19 protein-coding genes are annotated in these 17,213 nt (G+C 66.8%); 14 read left to right on the top strand and 5 right to left on the bottom strand.

Annotated elements, in window-relative coordinates:
- Positions 1 to 6 precede the first annotated feature (6 nt).
- Entirely contained in the window at positions 7 to 894 is an 888-nt protein-coding gene (locus tag ACE3TH_RS12945; RefSeq protein WP_374600263.1) for a methyltransferase domain-containing protein, read from the bottom strand.
- Between ACE3TH_RS12945 and ACE3TH_RS12940 the strand changes: the two genes are divergently transcribed.
- The 5 genes from ACE3TH_RS12940 (at position 893) to ACE3TH_RS12920 (ending at position 3,795) form a co-directional block, all read left to right on the top strand.
- The gene (locus ACE3TH_RS12940) at positions 893 to 1,696 is read left to right on the top strand and encodes a phosphoribosyltransferase family protein (protein WP_374600261.1); all 804 of its coding nucleotides are present in this window, start codon (positions 893 to 895) and stop codon (positions 1,694 to 1,696) included. The two genes, ACE3TH_RS12945 and ACE3TH_RS12940, sit on opposite strands and share 2 nt — an antisense overlap.
- A gap of 61 nt (positions 1,697 to 1,757) precedes the next feature.
- Positions 1,758 to 2,015 carry a glutaredoxin 3 gene (grxC, locus tag ACE3TH_RS12935; RefSeq protein ID WP_374600259.1) on the top strand — a complete coding sequence of 86 codons (258 nt, stop codon included), beginning with the start codon at positions 1,758 to 1,760 and terminating at the stop codon, positions 2,013 to 2,015.
- Between the two features lie 9 nt (positions 2,016 to 2,024).
- Positions 2,025 to 2,864: a carbon-nitrogen hydrolase family protein gene (locus tag ACE3TH_RS12930; protein WP_374600258.1), complete on the top strand. Its 840-nt coding sequence runs from the start codon at positions 2,025 to 2,027 to the stop codon at positions 2,862 to 2,864.
- Positions 2,861 to 3,289: a DUF1178 family protein gene (locus ACE3TH_RS12925; protein ID WP_374600256.1), complete on the top strand. Its 429-nt coding sequence runs from the start codon at positions 2,861 to 2,863 to the stop codon at positions 3,287 to 3,289. The genes ACE3TH_RS12930 and ACE3TH_RS12925 overlap by 4 nt, the downstream gene beginning before the upstream one ends.
- Complete coding sequence (locus ACE3TH_RS12920) at positions 3,289 to 3,795, top strand: GNAT family N-acetyltransferase (protein ID WP_374600254.1); 507 nt, start codon at positions 3,289 to 3,291, stop codon at positions 3,793 to 3,795. The genes ACE3TH_RS12925 and ACE3TH_RS12920 overlap by 1 nt, the downstream gene beginning before the upstream one ends.
- Positions 3,796 to 3,798: 3 nt before the next feature.
- Here ACE3TH_RS12920 and ubiG read toward each other — a convergent pair whose 3' ends face one another.
- Positions 3,799 to 4,554 (bottom strand): bifunctional 2-polyprenyl-6-hydroxyphenol methylase/3-demethylubiquinol 3-O-methyltransferase UbiG, encoded by a 756-nt coding sequence (ubiG, locus tag ACE3TH_RS12915; protein ID WP_374600252.1) that lies wholly within the window; start codon positions 4,552 to 4,554, stop codon positions 3,799 to 3,801.
- Between the two features lie 127 nt (positions 4,555 to 4,681).
- Between ubiG and ACE3TH_RS12910 the strand changes: the two genes are divergently transcribed.
- The 5 genes from ACE3TH_RS12910 (at position 4,682) to ACE3TH_RS12890 (ending at position 11,247) form a co-directional block, all read left to right on the top strand.
- Positions 4,682 to 5,941, top strand: a complete 1,260-nt coding sequence (locus ACE3TH_RS12910) for an aspartate kinase (protein WP_374600250.1) — start codon at positions 4,682 to 4,684, stop codon at positions 5,939 to 5,941.
- A gap of 52 nt (positions 5,942 to 5,993) precedes the next feature.
- On the top strand, positions 5,994 to 8,261 hold the full coding sequence (ptsP, locus tag ACE3TH_RS12905; RefSeq protein WP_374600248.1) for a phosphoenolpyruvate--protein phosphotransferase: 2,268 nt from the start codon (positions 5,994 to 5,996) through the stop codon (positions 8,259 to 8,261).
- Positions 8,262 to 8,354: 93 nt separating this feature from the next.
- Positions 8,355 to 9,452, top strand: a complete 1,098-nt coding sequence (locus ACE3TH_RS12900) for a helix-turn-helix domain-containing protein (RefSeq protein ID WP_374600246.1) — start codon at positions 8,355 to 8,357, stop codon at positions 9,450 to 9,452.
- A 57-nt stretch (positions 9,453 to 9,509) separates the two neighbouring features.
- Positions 9,510 to 10,667 (top strand): flavodoxin-dependent (E)-4-hydroxy-3-methylbut-2-enyl-diphosphate synthase, encoded by a 1,158-nt coding sequence (gene ispG / locus ACE3TH_RS12895; protein WP_374600244.1) that lies wholly within the window; start codon positions 9,510 to 9,512, stop codon positions 10,665 to 10,667.
- A 97-nt stretch (positions 10,668 to 10,764) separates the two neighbouring features.
- Positions 10,765 to 11,247: a PEGA domain-containing protein gene (locus ACE3TH_RS12890; RefSeq protein ID WP_374600242.1), complete on the top strand. Its 483-nt coding sequence runs from the start codon at positions 10,765 to 10,767 to the stop codon at positions 11,245 to 11,247.
- 58 nt (positions 11,248 to 11,305) lie between these two features.
- Here the strand turns inward: ACE3TH_RS12890 and ACE3TH_RS12885 are convergent, their stop codons facing one another.
- A complete protein-coding gene (locus tag ACE3TH_RS12885; protein WP_374600240.1) occupies positions 11,306 to 12,085 on the bottom strand; it encodes a sulfite exporter TauE/SafE family protein in 780 nt (259 codons plus the stop codon).
- Between the two features lie 171 nt (positions 12,086 to 12,256).
- On the opposite strand from ACE3TH_RS12885, the gene prfA reads away from it, so the two are divergent.
- Positions 12,257 to 13,324 (top strand): peptide chain release factor 1, encoded by a 1,068-nt coding sequence (gene prfA / locus ACE3TH_RS12880; RefSeq protein WP_374600238.1) that lies wholly within the window; start codon positions 12,257 to 12,259, stop codon positions 13,322 to 13,324.
- Positions 13,325 to 13,631: 307 nt separating this feature from the next.
- Here the strand turns inward: prfA and ACE3TH_RS12875 are convergent, their stop codons facing one another.
- Positions 13,632 to 14,297, bottom strand: a complete 666-nt coding sequence (locus ACE3TH_RS12875; protein ID WP_374600236.1) for an SOS response-associated peptidase family protein — start codon at positions 14,295 to 14,297, stop codon at positions 13,632 to 13,634.
- An 11-nt stretch (positions 14,298 to 14,308) separates the two neighbouring features.
- Entirely contained in the window at positions 14,309 to 14,917 is a 609-nt protein-coding gene (locus tag ACE3TH_RS12870) for a hypothetical protein (RefSeq protein ID WP_374600234.1), read from the bottom strand.
- Between the two features lie 74 nt (positions 14,918 to 14,991).
- On the opposite strand from ACE3TH_RS12870, the gene ACE3TH_RS12865 reads away from it, so the two are divergent.
- From ACE3TH_RS12865 to ACE3TH_RS12855, 3 genes are all read left to right on the top strand, one after another.
- On the top strand, positions 14,992 to 15,351 hold the full coding sequence (locus tag ACE3TH_RS12865) for a hypothetical protein (RefSeq protein ID WP_374600232.1): 360 nt from the start codon (positions 14,992 to 14,994) through the stop codon (positions 15,349 to 15,351).
- Positions 15,348 to 16,136 (top strand): hypothetical protein, encoded by a 789-nt coding sequence (locus ACE3TH_RS12860; protein WP_374600230.1) that lies wholly within the window; start codon positions 15,348 to 15,350, stop codon positions 16,134 to 16,136. The genes ACE3TH_RS12865 and ACE3TH_RS12860 overlap by 4 nt, the downstream gene beginning before the upstream one ends.
- 110 nt (positions 16,137 to 16,246) lie before the next feature.
- Positions 16,247 to 16,747, top strand: a complete 501-nt coding sequence (locus ACE3TH_RS12855; RefSeq protein WP_374600228.1) for a DUF488 family protein — start codon at positions 16,247 to 16,249, stop codon at positions 16,745 to 16,747.
- Positions 16,748 to 17,213 lie beyond the last annotated feature (466 nt).

Below are 17,213 nucleotides of genomic sequence, written 5' to 3'. Positions count from 1 at the left end.
GCGCACTCAAGGCCGCTCGCCGTTGCGTTCTTGAACTCCTAGCGCGTCAGCCAATCGCATCTGGGCAGAGCCCGGTTTGAGCGGCTTCTGCTGACTTTCGTGCGGGGCCCATCCCGCCAGGTGGATAATCTCGAACGTCGCGGGCACGCGACCGTCAGGTTCGGCATGCGCCGCTGCATAGAGGGCCGCAGCCCGGCTAACGATAGCGCGGGTCAACGGCAGACATCCACCGGCCAGCACATTGGTTTCTCCCATCGCTCTGAGATCGCGAACCAAGGCCAGCATATCCGTATAACGCACCACCACCCGGTCGACGTCGCTGACCGGCAGGGCAAAGCCGGCGCGTTGCAACAGGGCGGCTCCGTCGAAGCCGTCCGCAAAAGGTGACACGCGCGCCTGTGCCCCGCCTCGCACGTCCAGCTCAGCCTGGGTCAGCGCGCCGCGCAACTCCTTCAGGGTCCCGGCACCCAGCAATGTGCCCATGAACAAGCCGTCCGGCTTCAGTGCGCGCCGGATTTGAGCCAGGGCACCGGGCAGGTCGTTGGCCCAGTGCAGGCTCATCAGCGAAACGATCAGGTCCTGCGACTGATCGGGCAGCGGCAGGGGCTGAGCGCCCGGAGCCGCGCGCGTGCCGGGGTCAGCAAACGTCTTGACCGCTCCGACCCTTGACGCCGCGACACTGTCTGCCAGCCGTCTCCCGAACGGGCCAGCATGCGCCGACAGGTCGACGACGTCGGGAAAGTCGCGCAGGATGACCTCCAGACTGTTCACCGCATTCTCGGCAGCGCGGTCGTGCAGGAAGTCGGCCCCCGAGAACAGGCGTTCGCTCCGGGCCAGGCGGGCAGCGCGACGGCGGGCGTCGAAGATGACTGGAGGACCGGGGGAGGTTTTCATGGGTGTGCAGGATGGGGGCTGGCGGGCGCGATTGAAAGACGTGGGTCCCATCGTTCTGTTCGGTCGGCGTATGGGGCGCGGTCTGGCCGATCTGCTGCTGCCGTCGCTGGCGCACGACAGTCCGGAGGCCACGGCCTCGGCGGGCCTGACACCGGACGCCTGGAGCCGGGTGATCTTTCTGGAAGACCCGGTGTGCGACGGCTGCGGTGCGGCGTTCGAAGCGGACAGCGGGGTCTTTGCCGCCAGCCGATGTGCCGCCTGCCTGGCCCAGCCCTATGCCTTCAATCGCGCGCGGGCGGCCTGCGTGTATGACGAGGCGTCGCGGGGGCTGGTGCTGAAGTTCAAACATGGCGATCACCAGCCGTTCGCTCCGCTCTTCGCGCGCTGGATCAGCCGCTCTGCCGCGCCTTTGCTGGAACAGGCCGATGCCGTGGTGCCGGTGCCACTGCATCCCCTCCGGCTCATGTCGCGCCGCTTCAATCAGGCCGCCGAGATCGCGCGACCCCTGGCGGCCTCCAGCGGACTGGCCTTCCTGCCCGACGCCCTAGTGCGCCAGACCCATACGACCAGCCAGGGCGGCAAGTCCCTGCGTGGGCGCAGGATGAACGTGAAAAAGGCTTTTACCGTCACCGAGGCAGGTCGGCGTCAGATCAGGGGGCGGCGCATCCTGCTGATCGACGATGTGCTGACCACCGGCGCGACGGCCGAGGCCTGCGCGCGTGCGCTGCTGGACGGCGGAGCGCGGGCCGTCGATCTGGCGGTGATCGCCAGGGTGCGAACCGCGCGGGAATTGCCTACATAGGGCGCAACCCCATCCCTCGCCGCTCGGTTAGAGGGTGATCTTGAACCCACGGAGAACCGCCTTGGCCGACGTCGTCATCTACACCAAACCCGGCTGCCCCTACTGCACGTCGGCCAAGGCCTTGCTGGACAAGAAGGGCGTGGACTTCACCGAGATCGTCGCCTCGAGCGATCCCGAAAAGAAGCAGGAAATGATCCAGAAGTCCGGCGGACGCATGACCTTCCCGCAGGTGTTCGTGGGCGAAAAGCACATCGGCGGCTCCGACGACCTGCATGCGCTCGACGCGCGGGGCGGTCTCGACCCGCTGCTGGCCGCCTGACGTTAGCCCATGGCCAGCCTGAAGGTCGCCCTGATCCAGACCCGGACGCCTGCGACGCCGCAGGCGGCCTTGGATCACGTCGCGCCCTTGATCCGGAAGGCTGCGGCGGGCGGCGCTCAGCTGATCCTGACGCCAGAGGCGACCAATTTCCTGATCAAGGATCGCGCCGCACGGGACGCGGTGTTGGCCGATGCCGATACCGATCTGGTGGTACAGGGCCTGCGCGATCTGGCGCGCGAACTGGGGGTCTGGCTGCTGATCGGCTCGGCCATCGTGAAGTCGGGCCATGACGGTGACGACCGTGCGGCCAACCGCTCGATACTGATCGACGACTCGGGCGCGGTCGTCAGCACGTACGACAAGCTGCACGTCTACGATGTCGATCTGCCGACAGGTGAAAGCTGGCGCGAAAGTGCCTCGATCCGGCCTGGCGACGCCGCCGTGGTGGCCGATACGCCGTGGGGCCGGCTGGGGCTGACCATTTGCTACGATGTGCGGTTCCCGCATTTGCACCGGGCGCTCGGCAAGGCAGGGGCCTTGATAATCGCCGTACCGGCCGCCTTCACCGTCCCGACGGGGGAGGCGCACTGGGAGACCCTGCTGCGAGCGCGGGCCATCGAGAGCGGGGCCTATGTCCTGGCTCCGGCCCAGGCTGGTCAGCACGAAGACGGTCGTCGCACCTGGGGTCGTTCCACGGTCGTGGCTCCTTGGGGAGAGGTGGTCGCCAAACTTGACCACGACGAACCAGGTGTGCTGTTCGCCACCGTGGACCTCGACGCGGTCACTCGGGCGCGCGAGGCCATTGCGCAACTGACCCACGATCGCGACTTCGCCCCGCCCCACGTATGATCCGCTACGCCCTGAAATGCGAGCACGACCATGGCTTCGAAGCCTGGTTCAGCGCCTCCGCCGACTATGACGATCAGGCGGCGCGCGCTCTGATCGAATGCCCGTACTGCGGCTCGCGCAATATCGGCAAACAGATCATGGCCCCTGCCGTTGCGGGCACGCGCAAGACCGCGGCACCCGACCCCGCCGCGCTCCAGACCATGATGATGCAGGCAGCCCGGGAGGTCCGCTCCCATGTCGAACGAAATTTCGACTATGTCGGCGACGCCTTCGCGCGCGAGGCGCGCGACATCCACGAGGGGCGTTCCGAGAAGCGCGAAATCTATGGCGAGGCAACGCCCGCCGAGGTGAAGAAGCTGCGGGACGACGGCGTGCCCTGTGCGCCTTTGCCTGTCCTGCCGCCCGATCCGTCCAAGGCGCACTGATGGCCGGCGCGCCTCTGCTCTGGCGTTCGATGACCGAAGCCGACATCCATGGCGTCGTCACCGTGGCGCGTCAGTCGTTTCCCGATCACTTCGAAAGCCGGGCCTGTTTCGAGAACCGGCTGGCGATCTGCCCGGCCATGTCGTTCGTGCTGGCGGACGCGGACGACGCCGTGCGTGGCTATCTGTTCGCCTATCCCTGGAAGGGCGAGACCGCCCCGCCGCTGAACACCCTGATCGAGGCCATCCCGGCGGATGCCGACCGCATCTATCTGCACGACCTAGCGCTCGATCCAGCTGTGCGCGGGGGCGGTCACACGCGTGCCATCGTCGAGCGATTGATCGATCAGGCGCGGATGGACGGCTGGACAACGATGGCACTGGTCGCGGTCAATGACGCGACGGCCTTCTGGCAACGGATGGGCTTCCATCCGGCCACGTCTCCGGCGCTGGCCGCAAAACTGGCGAGTTATGGCGATGACGCCCGCTATATGGTCCGCGCGATCTGACGCTCAGTCCCGGGTGGCGATCATCATATAGTTGATGTCGGCCTCACCCTCGCTCCAGCGATCGTTCAGCACGTCGTATTCCAGACCATAGGGGCCGGTGACCGTGACCGGCTCGGCGGCCAGCATGGCGCGGATCTCGTCAGGCTTGAGGAACTGTCCCCAGTTGTGTGTGCCGGCGGGCACCCAGCGCAGGACGTATTCCGCCGCGACCTTGCCCAGCAGCAGGCCCTTCAGCGTGCGGTTCAGAGTGGCCACGATCATCAGGCCGCCCGGCTTCACCAGCCGCGAACAGGCCCGCACGAAGGCCTCTGGATCGGCGACGTGCTCGATGACCTCCATGGTCAGGACGACATTGAACGGCCCGACACCTTCGGCCTCCAGCTGCTCGACCGTGGCGGCGCGATAGCCGATGTCGAGACCGGTCATCTCGGCATGAGCTCGCGCCGTGCCGATGTTCTCGGACGAGGCGTCGATGGCGGTGACCTCGAATCCCAGACGCCGCATGGGCTCCGCGATCAGCCCGCCGCCGCATCCGACGTCCAGCAGGCTCAGTCCCGCAAAGGCCTCGCGTTGCCGGATGTCACGCTCGAACCGCTCGGCGACCCGATCGCGCACGAAGGCCAGCCGCGCCGGATTGAACTTGTGCAGCGGTGCAAACGGTCCGCGCGCGTCCCACCACAGCTCCGCCTGGGCCGAAAACCGCGCCACATCGGCCGGATCGATGGAGGGGCCGGAAGCCCGGGCGTCGGTGGTGTCCATAAGACCCTGTTGCCTTTGGGGTTTGCGCGTCGTCCGCCGGTCGCTAGAAGCAACCGTGGCGATCGAGACGGGGTTTCGCGCCATTTGATACCATACAGCCTCATGGCACAGGGAACGACACGCTGAAATGACGCGGCTGGTGATGAAATTCGGCGGCACCTCGATGGGCGACCTCGAGCGCATCCGCCGTGCCGCCCGCATCGTCGCTGCCGAGGCCGCGACGGGCAAGCAGGTCGCCGTCGTCGTCTCGGCCATGGCGGGCAAGACAAACGAGCTGGTGGCCTGGACCGACGGCGCGGGCCCGCCGGGGCCGGGCGTGGCCCTTTCGGACGACGAATATGACGTGGTCGTCGCCTCGGGCGAGCAGGTGACGGCAGGCCTGCTGGCCCTGACCCTGCGCAACATGGGGCTGAATGCCCGCAGCTGGATGGGCTGGCAGATTCCGATCCTGACCGATGACGCTCACGGCCGCGCCCGTATCGAGGACGTGCCGGGCGAGGTTCTGGGGGCCGCCATGGATGCGGGCGAGATTGCCATCGTGCCCGGCTTTCAGGGCGTCACCCGCGACGGGCGGATCACCACCCTGGGCCGCGGCGGCTCCGACACCTCGGCGGTCGCCGTGGCGGCGGCGTTGTCCTGCCCGTGCGACATCTATACCGACGTGGATGGCGTCTATACGACCGACCCCCGGATCGAGAGCCGGGCTCGACGACTGGAGCGGGTTTCCTTCGAAGAGATGCTGGAGATGGCATCCCTTGGAGCAAAGGTACTCCAGACCCGATCCGTCGAACTGGCCATGGCCAAACAGGTGCCCGTGCGGGTCCTGTCCAGCTTCATCGAACCTGACGAAAACGGCGCGCTGCCCGCCAATGCCGGCACCCTGATCTGCGACGAGGAGGAAATCGTGGAAAAACGTATCGTGTCCGGCGTGACCATGAGCCGTGACGAGGCCCGCATCACCCTGCTGGGGCTGGCGGATCGCACCGACGCGCCCGCCGATGTCTTCACCCGCCTGGCCGAGGCCAATGTGAACGTGGACATGATCGTCCAGTCGCAGGCCCGGACCGAAGGGGCGGTCAATCTGACCTTCACCACCGGCCGCAGGGATGCCCAGCGTGCCGCCGAGCTGATGCGAGCCGAGCAGGCTCAGATCGGCTTCGAGGAGCTCCGCGTCGACGAGGACGTGGCCAAGGTCTCGGTCGTCGGCGTCGGTATGCGCAGTCACGCAGGTGTCGCCCAGACCATGTTCCGCGCTTTGGCCGACAAGGGCATCAAGTTCCAGGCCATCTCGACCTCCGAGATCAAGATCAGCGTCCTGATCGACGCCGCCTATGCGGAACTGGCCGTCCGCGCGCTTCATTCCGCATACGGTCTGGAAGCGGTCTAGGAAACGACACATCGAACGCCCATCTGCGGCGTGAGCTTTACGGGAGGGCGGATTGGCGGCTGGCGGATTGACGACGAGGGGGCCGCGCAGCCTGCTTCGCCAGATCCGCGAGGCGATGGCCGGTGCGGCTCCGGCCCAGGAGCGCCTGGACCATGTGGTTCGCACCATCGCCCAGTCGATGGTGGCCGAGGTCTGCTCCATCTATCTACGCCGGTCCTCGGGTGAGCTGGAACTGTTCGCGACCCAGGGCCTGAAGCCCGAGGCCGTTCACAATACCCGCCTGCGCCCCGGCGAGGGCCTGGTCGGCGAGGTCGCCCGCACCGCCCAGCCGATCAGCCTGTCTGACGCCCCGTCCCACCCCAGCTTCTCCTACCGTCCGGAAACGGGTGAAGACCCCTATCATGCCTTCCTCGGCGCCCCCCTGCTGCGCGGTGGCCGGGCCATCGGCGTGCTGGTCGTGCAGAACCGCTCCGAGCGCCGATACGACGAGGAAGAGGTCGAGGACATCCAGACCATCGCCATGGTCCTGGCCGAGACTGTGGCCAGTGGCGAGCTGCTGGCCCAGGACGAACTTCGCGATATCGAGGTCGCCCCGCACCGTCCGGAGCGGCTGAAGGGTCAGCGGTTTGCCGAGGGCCTCGCCTACGGTCAGGTGGTCCTGCACGAAGCGCCCGTACCGCCGGAGAACCTTCTGGCCGAGAACCAGCAGGTCGAGGAAATCCGCTTGCGCGAGGCCCTGATCGGGTTGAAGGCCCACATCGACGCCATGTTGGAGGGCGGACGAGTCAAGCTGGCGGGCCAGTCGTTCGAGGTGCTGGAAACCTACCGGATGTTCGCCGACGACCGCAGCTGGAACCGGTCGTTGGAGGAGGCGGTGCGCACCGGCCTGACGGCCGAGGCGGCGGTGGATCGCGTGCGCAACGAACACCGCGCCCGCTTCGCCCAAGCCCGCGACCCCTACATCAAGGAACGGCTCCACGACTTCGAGGATCTGGCCAATCGCCTGCTGCGGTTCCTGGCCGGGGACAAACCGGGCGAGCGTGACTTGCCCGACGACGCCATTCTGGTGGCCCGCAACCTTGGGCCGGCGGACCTGCTGGAATACCCCCGGCACAAGCTGAGGGGCCTGTTGCTGGAGGAGGGGTCGGCCGCCAGCCATGCCGCCATCGTGGCACGGGCCCTGCAAATCCCCTGCGTTGGCCGCCTTATGGGCCTGCGCGATCGCCTGTCCGAAGGCGATCTGGTCATCGTCGATGGCGAGACGGGCGAGGCCTATCTGCGGCCCCGGCCCGATATGCTGTCCGCCGTCCAGTCGCGTATGGAGGTCCGCAGCCAGCGGCAGGCCGAGTTCGCCAAGCTGCGCGACGTGGATGCCGTCACGCGCGACGGCCAGCGGATCACCGTCCTGACCAATGCCGGTCTGGCCGTCGATCTGGAGAATCTGGACGCGACGGGGGCCGAGGGCATCGGCCTGTTCCGCACCGAATTTCAGTTCATGGTGTCCGAGGAACTGCCGCGTCTGGACAGCCAGACGGCGCTTTACAAGCTGGTGCTGGATACGGCCGGAGACCGGCCCGTCACCTTCCGCACGCTAGACATCGGCGGCGACAAGGTACTGCCCTACCTGGAGACCGAGCGTGAGGAAAACCCGGCTCTGGGCCGCCGCGCCATTCGTCTGGGTCTGGATCGCCCCGGCCTTCTGAGATTGCAGCTGCGCGCCCTGCTCGCGGCGGGCGCGGGGCGCGAACTGCGGGTCATGTTCCCCATGATCGCCACGGTGGACGAGTTCCGGGCCGCGCGCGAACTGGTCGATGTCGAATGCGAATGGGCCCGCAGGCGAGGGCGTGAACTGCCGGCTTTGCTTCGGGTCGGAGCCATGATCGAATGCCCCAGTCTGCTGTGGCATCTGGATGCCCTGCTGCCACTCACGGACTTCGTCTCGGTGGGCACCAACGACCTGTTCCAGTATATGTTCGCCGCCGACCGGACCAATCCGCTGGTGTCCGACCGCTACGATCCGCTGTCGCCGCCGGCATTGCGGGCCCTCGCCGAGATCCAGCGCAAATGCGCCGATACGGGCACGCCGGTGTCCGTGTGTGGCGAATTGGCGGGACGCCCCTTGGAGGCTTTTGCCCTGCTGACCCTGGGCTTCACACGACTGTCGGCCCCGGCGGGCGGGGTGGGGCCGGTCAAGCGGATGATCCTGACCGCCGATCTGGGTGCCGCTCGCCGTGCCATGACCGGACTTCTGGGTTCCTCGGCCGGGTCGATCCGGGGCGAGCTGGAATCCCTGGCACGCAAGCTGAACGTCATTCTGTAGGCCCGGCGTTGAAGCGGTCTGTGCCGTGTTCTATGCACGGACAGGTCTGCGGCGGCGTCGTGCGACCAAGGCATTGCTGACGAGGACGGCCTGATGGCGAAGAAAAAGGGGGCGGTCTCCACGGATGTCGGCCCTCGCGCCGATCCCACCGACGCCTCGGTCGAGGATGCCCTGACGCTGGGCGACGCCCTGCGTGCGGCGCGTGAGGCCAGCGGTCGCTCCCTGGCCGAGTTGTCGACCCAGACCCGCGTCCACACCCGCTATCTGACCGCGATCGAGCAGAACGACTTCTCCATCCTGCCCAACCGGGTGTTCTCCATCGGCTATGTCCGCTCCTACGCGGCGGCCTTGGGACTTGACGAGCAGACGGCGGTCGAGCGGTTCAAGCGCGAGAGCCCGGATCCGACCGTGCCGCTTCAGGCCCCGTCCGGCATCGCATACGAGGACGTGAAGCGGAACTCCGGGCGTCTGGCAGTGGTCGGCGGCCTATTGCTGGTCGCCGTCGTTGGCTGGAACATCTTTCAGCGCGTCAATCTGGTCCAGGCTCCGCGCCCGTCCGACATCGCCCAGGTCCCGCCGAACTGGACCACCGAAAAGGCGCTGGACAAGACGGGCCTGCGTCTTGCTCCGCCCGAGCCCGCGCCCGCCGACCAGACGGTGCCCCAGCTCTATGTAACCCCGGGTCTGGAAATGCAGATGACGGGGATCGCCGCGCCGACGCCCGAACAGCTTGCCGCTGACGCCGCCTCGGCCCAGCCTGTGCGTAAGGCCTTCAATCCGCGAGGGGCCCTGTATGGCGCACCCGCCACCGCGTCTCAGGTCGTGATCCAGGCCACCCGGTCGGCCAATATCGTGGTGCGCCTGCCTGACGGGCGCATCCTGTTCGCGCGACAGCTGAACGCGGGGGACGCCTGGCGCGCGCCCATCGGTCTGTCGGCGACGCTGGACGTTTCCGAGCCTGCGGCCTTCGACGTCTACATCAATGGCGAGTTTGCCGGGGCCATGCCGGCGTTGCAGGTACCGCTCGGCCAGTTCAACGCCCGCGCCGAGGCGCAGCTGCGACAGGCGGCCGCCGAGACTGCCGCTCGCTCTCAGCAGGCGCAGGCGGCCGCCCAGGCCCGTGCGGCGGCACAGCCTCGCCCCGCAGCGGTCCCAGTCACGGCCCCTGTCCCGGCTCCGACCACTCAATAGGCCTGCGTCGCCGCCGTCGTGGCCTTGTCGTGAGCCATACCCTATATTCGACGCATCATGAGCGCTGATCACTCCTCCGAACTGGGTCACGTCCGTCCGTGGCGGCACATCGAGCGGCGCAAGAGCCGTCAGATCATGGTCGGCAATGTCCCCGTCGGCGGGGGCGCGCCGATCACCGTCCAGTCGATGACCAACACCCTGACCTCGGACGCGGCGGCGACGCTGGAGCAAATCCGTCAGCTGGAAGAGGCCGGGGCCGACATCGTCCGCGTCTCCTGCCCCGACGTGGAATCCACCGCCGCTTTCAAGACGATCGCGCGCGAGGCCCGGGTGCCGCTCGTCGCCGACATCCATTTTCACTACAAGCGCGGCATTGAGGCGGCGGAGGCGGGTGCCGCCTGCCTGCGCATCAACCCCGGCAATATCGGCAGTCCCGACCGCGTCCGCGACGTCATCCAGGCGGCCAAGGATCACGGCTGCTCCATGCGCATCGGCGTCAACGCCGGCTCGCTGGAGCGCGAACTGCTGGAGAAGTATGGCGAGCCCTGCCCCGACGCCATGGTCGAGAGCGCCCTGAACCATGCCCGCATCCTGCAGGACCACGACTTCCACGAATTCAAGATTTCGGTGAAGGCGTCCGACCCGTTCCTGACGGTGGCCGCCTATCAGCAACTGGCCGAGGCCATCGACTGCCCCTTGCATCTGGGCGTGACCGAGGCCGGGCCCTTGCGCACCGGCACGATCAAGTCGGCCATCGGCTTGGGCTCCATGCTGTGGGCCGGGATTGGCGACACGATCCGGGTGTCCCTGGCCGCCGATCCGGTCGAGGAAATCAAGGTCGGCTTTGATATCCTCAAGTCGCTGGGTCTGCGCCACCGGGGGGTCAACATCATCGCCTGCCCGTCGTGTGCGCGTCAGGGCTTCAATGTCATCGAGACGGTGGGGGTGCTGGAGGAACGACTGGCCCACATCACCACGCCCATGTCGCTGTCGATCATCGGTTGCGTCGTGAACGGCCCCGGCGAGGCTCTCTACACTGACGTCGGCTTCACCGGCGGCGGTGCCGGGTCCGGCATGGTCTATCTGGACGGAAAGATCGCCCACAAACAGCACAACGACGGCATGATCGAGGAAATCGTCGCCCAGGTTGAAGCCAAGGCGGCGGAACTGGATAAAGTCCGGGCGGCGCAGGCGGCGCTGGCGGCGGCGGAATAGTTCTGTCGAAAACCGGCGATTGACGGCGCAACCTTCGGATGCGACATGGGATTCAGGCCTGCCAGGGGGGCAGGCTATTACAGTCTTCGGGGCTTTCATGACTTCCAGAACTTTCGCGCGCTTCGGCGTGCGTGCGGTCGCGCTTGCGGCTGTCGCCGTCGCTCTGCCGGCCTGCGCCACGATCACGCGTGGCTCCAATCAGGATTTTACGGTCGAGAGCACGCCTCCCGGCGCACGGGTTTCGACCTCCAACGGGTTCCAATGCGAGTCGACGCCCTGCACCTTCCGTATGCCCCGCAAGAACGGTTTCCGCGTCACTGTTTCGCGTGAGGGCTATGTGAGCCAGGAAGTCGAAGTGACCAGCGGCGTGTCGGGCGGCGGGGCCGCAGGTATGGCCGGCAATGTGGTCTTCGGCGGCGTTATCGGGGCGGTCGTCGATGGCACGTCGGGAGCTATGAAGGACCTGTCGCCGAACCCGCTGGTGGTCGTTCTTTTGACCCCAGCCGAGCAACGGGCGGCCGATGCCGAACGTGCTCGCGCCGCTGCGGCGGCTGCGGCGGCACCTGCCGCGTCACAGTAAGCTTTTCAGCGTTGAAGAATGGGCGGGACCGGCTCAGGCTGGTCCCGCCTTTTTCGTATCAGGCGATGACCCCCGCCAATTGCAGGCCCTGGAAGATCGACAGGATTAGCAGCAGGCCGCCCACCGCATAGGTCAGGGCCTTGCGCGGGACCTTCTTGACGATCAGGCCGGCGAAGGGGGCGGCGATCAGGCCGCCGACGACCAGGCCCGCCACGGCGGCGAAATGGTTCTCCAGCGCGCCCGCTTCTTCCCAGTGACCGGTGACCAGGGCCCAGACGAAGGTGGCGCTGATCGCCATGGTCAGAAAGAACTCGGCGGTGTTGACCGTGCCGATGGCGCGGCGCGGTTCCTGGCCGGCACCGACCATGGCCGAGGAGACCGTCGGGCCCCAGCCACCGCCGCCGATGGCATCCAGAAAGCCGCCGACGACGCCGACGGGGGCCATCAGCCAGGACGGCAGACGACGCGGGCTGGCGTCATGGCCTGCACGCCACAGGATCCACAGGCCCACACCGGCCAGATAGGCGATCACGAACGGCTTGATGACGTCGCCCTCGATGCCCGCTAGGACATAGGCCCCGAGGACGCCGCCGATTACCCCGGCGAGGGCCAGCGGGACGAACAGTCGCCATTCCACATTGCGGTGCCAGACGTGGCTTCCAGCCGAGGCGCCGGTGGTGAAGACCTCGGCGGCATGGACGCTGGCGCTGGCGGTCGCGGGCGGCACGCCCAGCGCCAGCAGGACCGACGAGGAGATCACGCCATAGGCCATGCCCAGGGCTCCGTCGATCGCCTGGGCCAAGAGGCCGACCATCAGAAACAGCAGGAAGGTGTCCATTCAGCCCCCGACGGAGACACCCCAGCGCGGCGCTCCCGTTTCGATGTAATGCGCCATGGCGCAAAGCGTTACCGGGGCGAAGCAGATTTCCGTGGCCCGTCCGGCGCATCGACAGGCGCAGGCTGACGGGGTAAGGCTCCGCCCCTTTTCCAGACCCAGGATTTAGCGACCTTGCGACTGCCTCAGGCCCGGCTCGATCAGGTTCTCGACCGCTTCCACCAGGTGGAGGCGCGGATGGGTGCGGCCACGGACGGCCAGGAGATCGTGCGCCTGTCTAAGGAGCACGCCGAGATGAAGCCGGTGGCCGATGCGGTCATGGCTCTGGCGAAGACCCGGGCCGAGATGGCCGATCTGGAGGCCATGGCGTCGGACCCCGAGATGGCGGAAATGGCGGCGGAGGAGCTGGAAGCCCTGCGCGAACGCCTGCCGGAGATGGAGCGGGAGGTGGCACTGCTGCTGGCTCCACGCGACGCCGACGAGAACGCGTCGGCCGTGCTGGAAGTGCGGGCCGGGACAGGCGGCGATGAGGCGGCGCTGTTCGCGGGCGACCTGTTCCGTATGTACAGCCGCTATGCCTCGAGCCGCGGCTGGCGGGTCGAGATCGACAGCCTGACCGAGGGCGACGCCGGCGGCTACAAGGAGGTCATCGCCACGGTCACGGGCGAGGGCGTCTTTGGCCGGCTGAAGTTCGAGAGCGGCGTGCACCGGGTGCAGCGCGTGCCCGCGACGGAATCGCAGGGGCGCATCCACACCTCGGCGGCGACGGTGGCGGTGCTGCCCGAGGTCGAGGACGTCGAGATCGAGATCCTCGAAAAGGACATCCGCATCGATACCTATCGCTCGTCGGGCAGCGGCGGCCAGCACGTCAATACGACCGACTCTGCCGTGCGGATCACCCACCTGCCGACCGGCATCATGGTGACCTCGTCCGAGAAGTCCCAGCATGTGAACCGCGACAAGGCGATGAAGAACCTGCGGGTTCGGCTGTACGACATGCAGCGTCAGGCCAAGGATCTGGCGCGCTCCGACACGCGCAAGAGCCAGGTCGGGTCCGGCGACCGGTCCGAGCGCATCCGCACCTACAACTTTCCGCAGGGGCGGGTCAGCGACCACCGGATCAACCTGACCCTGCACAGCCTGCCGCAGATTCTGGAAGGGGATATTGACCCCCTGCTGAACGCCCTGATCGCCGAGGATCAGGCCGCGCGTCTGGCTGACCTCGAAGCCGAGATGGACTGACTGGGCGGACGAAAAACAGAGTCCACTCAGTCCACTCGGTTCACCCTGGGGTCCAGTGTCTCCATGAGCCGGAAAACGGAACCGCCGCGCGCGTCATGATGCGGCGATGTGTGGGAGTTCGCCTGCGGCCAGGGGTCGGCGGGGCGGGATGGGAACTGTCAAAGACCGCAGGCGTGGGCCCGAAGGGGGACCGCCGGGCATTCTACCACGGGCCGGAGGCGTGCTGATGAAAACGGCCGCATGACCGCCGGGCGAGGGTCCAGAAGGACCGGATGATCTGTCCCCGGAATGACCGCTCCCGGACCTCTCAGAGATCGAAAAGGGTCGGGGCCTGGGTGGCGTCCCGGGCCGCGGAAGGTCGGGGCGCGGCGGTGGCGATCAGGGTTCCGGCCGGCGGCGGGATCAGCAGGTCGGCGGCGGGCACCCGGTCGAACAGCCAGTCGGCCCAGGCGGCGGGCGGCAGGGGTATGACGCCGCGCGAATGATAGGGGGCGATGTCGGGCCCGGGCTCGCCCGTCAGAAGGGCGAAACCGTCGGCATCCCCTTCGCCACCTGCCCCGACCCCCGCACGCCAGACACAGGCCAGCATCAGCATCGCGCCACCGGCGTCCGACAGCCGCCAGCGGGTCTTGGGATAGGTGTCGCCCGTAAACTCATAGAAGCCCGAGACCGGCAGAAGGGCCCGGCCGGACGTGGCCGCATTGGAGACGCCGCGCCCCTCGGACCGAAGATTGATCACGGGCGGGCGTTTGGGGGCAGAGGCCTTCAGGCCGAACCGGGCGGGGGCCAGCAGGGTGCGATCCGGGTCGTCGGGTGCGGCCCGGACGATCCGGTCGGTATCGGTCGGACGCACCTCCTCGCGCGGCTCCAGATTGGGCAGACCGCCGCCGTCCATCCCGACCTCTATGCCCGCATGGGCGAAGGCATCGACCAGCTGGCGCACCGAGAAGCGGGATTCATAGGAGGCGCACATCGGCCCGCAGCCTAGGGCAGCGGGCGGGCGTCGGGTTCGGACGCGATCAGGGTGGTGACGTCGGGCTGGCCCTCCAGGGGCGTGGCCGGTGGCGCGGTAGGATTGGTCGGATAGGTCCGGCCGTCATAGGTCAGGCGCACCCAGCCCGCCTGGGCCCCGCCGCCGCCGATGGAGACGGCCAGGTCGCGCCAGCCATTGGTGGAGGTGGTCAGGACGCCGACGGGCGTCTGGGTCACGCTGGTGCGGGTCACGACGCGCCAGCCCTCGCCCCCATCCTCGCCCTCTGGCGCCAGCACATAGAGGTTGCACCCGCCCGAGCCGCAGACCATCGGCCCCATGACATAGGCCAGGACCTCGTCGGAGCCATCGCCGTTCAGATCGACGGACGCATGGGCATAGGTCAGGGCTCCGTCGTCGGCGTGCAGGCCGCGCAGGGCGGTCTCCAGCCCGGCGGGCGCAGCCTGTGGGGCGGCTGGGGGCGTGGCGGGCGGCGTGGTGGCGGCGGTGGTCGCCGGCTGGGCCACCGGGGGCGCGGGCTCGGGCGTATCGGCCTGGCCACAGGCGGTCAGCGCGAGGGCCAGAACGGGTGCGAGGGAAACGGACAGGGCGGAGCGGATCATGGCGGAGCCTTTCGTGTCGGTTCGCCCTTCAACGTCCCATGATACACAGGGGATGCAAAGTCCCGGAGACACCCATGCCCGACGCCCGCTATCTGGCCGTCTTCACCTCCGACAAGGCCGGGCCGAAATGGGCGGCCTGGCGCGCGATGACGAAGGAAGAACAGGATCAGACCGCCGCCCGCGGTGTCGCCGCCGTCAAGGCGTGGGAAGCGGCGCACAGCGACCACATCCTGTACGTCGGCGGGCCGCTGGGGCCGACCAAGCGGCTATCCGATGCGGGCGCGGTGACCGACATCGTCAATCTGCTGACCGTCTTCATGGTGGTAAAGGCCCCCTCGCACGAGGCCGCCGTCCGCCTGTTCGACGGGCACCCGCACATGTCGATCTTCGTCTGTGACGGGGTGGAGGTGATGCCGGTGCTGGGGGACCAATGATGGAAATCGATCGAGAGCGACGCGAGCGCTGGGAGCGCTTGACCAAGAACGATGCGTTCAACCAGTGGCTCCGGCCCCAGGTTACCGCAGCGGATGGCACGCTCGATCTTGAAGCGCTACACGCAGTCGCGCTCCACTACGGCATAGATCGCCGCACGCAGTATGCGCATTTAAATCCCGGTCAGGTGAGGATGAACCTAGGCAATATGCTTAGGAAGGCCGTGCCTCTGTCAGACTATGGGGCCGAGGCGAACGCGGTCGCTTTGGTCAGTGAAGGCGAGCCTGATGACGTTCCCGATCAGTTTGCTACGGCGAGCGTACGAGATTTGCTAAAACTGCACGGCGCGGTTCTGGACGAGCTTCGGAGCCGTGAGGTGGTGCGGACGTCCAACAGCCCAGTGGGCGACTACGCGGAGCTGCTTTTCGCAACTGCATTCGGCTGGGAGTTGGAGAGTTCCTCGGCGGCAGGGCATGACGCCACCGACAAGGATGGCCTGCGATATCAGATCAAGAGCCGTCGGCTGACCAAGGCCAACGGGTCGCGCCAACTGAGTTTCCTGCGCAGACTGCCGGAGAAGAAGTTCGACTTTCTGGCGGCGGTATTGTTCGACGGAGCCTGTGAGGTGCAGCGGGCGATCATCCTTCCGCACGAAGGGCTTGAGTCGCGCTGCCGCTATAGCAAGCACGCGAATGGGTGGTTGTTTCGGCTTGAGGACAGCTGTTGGGACATGCCAGGCGCGAGGGATGTCACGCAGGATATAAGGGCGGCTGCTAGCACGATCTAAAGGCCGGTCCGCAGGCCTTCCAGTCAACGCCGTCGAAAGCACGCTGCCTTCGGAATCTTGGGAATGTCTTAATCGCTACGTAGGCAGACAGAGTTAACGGAGACGACTCGATGCTAGCTACGATCGGATACGAGGGCGCTCGTCCTGATGACTTTTTAGGCACGCTGCAGCTCGTGGATATTCAGATGGTCGTGGACATCCGGGACCGTGCGCAGTCGCGGAGACCGGGCTTTTCGAAGTCTGCGCTTCGCGACGCCCTCGAAGGTGGGGGCATTGGATATATCCATCTGAAAGAGCTGGGTGATCCAAAGGAGGGCCGAGATGCCGCGCGTGCTGGCGATCTAGCCAAGTTCCGAAAGGTCTACGCTGGCGTTCTAGAAACCCAACAGGCAGTCGATGCCCTCGAAAAGATCGCTGATTTAGCCAAGCGGCTGAACGTTTGCCTGCTCTGTTATGAGCGTGACCACCACGAGTGTCATCGAAAGATCGTTGCCGATCGTCTCGAATCGGTTGTTGGCTCTAAGGTTCGCCACCTAGGAGTGCAAACCCATGTCGCGATTAGCAAGCAGCTCGGACGAGTGCGTCATGCTGGTGAAGGCGCTTCCGCATAGGAGCAGCAACTACTTCGAGACCGTCTGCTGTGCCGGCGTCGGGCGGGATCTGAAATGGCGCCGTCTCTACCCCGTAGCGTTCCGAATTCTCGAGGGCGCACAGAAGTTTAAGCGCTGGGACTGGGTAACCTATCAGTTCACAACCCCCGAACATGACACTCGCCGTGAAAGCCAGAAAGTGGTGCACGAGAGCATCGCGCTTTCTAGGAAAATGAAGCAATCGGAACGCTCTCGAATAGCTCGTCACCTTACTCGTGAAACGACTGATGAAGCCGAGGCCAAGGGTGAGAGCCTTACTCTGCTGAAACCGTCGGACGTCCGCTTTTCGTGGAAAAAGAAGTTGACGTGCCCCTGAGTTTTCATCCAGCGGCGACCAGAGTCCTTGGGTTAGTTACGCCTCGCAGCGTGGGGTGAGCAACAGGCCGGGCCGCGCAGCTTTCATCCTGCGCAGCGGGTCGGCCTGTTG

The sequence above is a fragment of the Brevundimonas sp. genome, assembly GCF_041919755.1.
Taxonomy (GTDB): domain Bacteria; phylum Pseudomonadota; class Alphaproteobacteria; order Caulobacterales; family Caulobacteraceae; genus Brevundimonas.
This window is presented reverse-complemented; position numbering and strand designations above follow the sequence as displayed.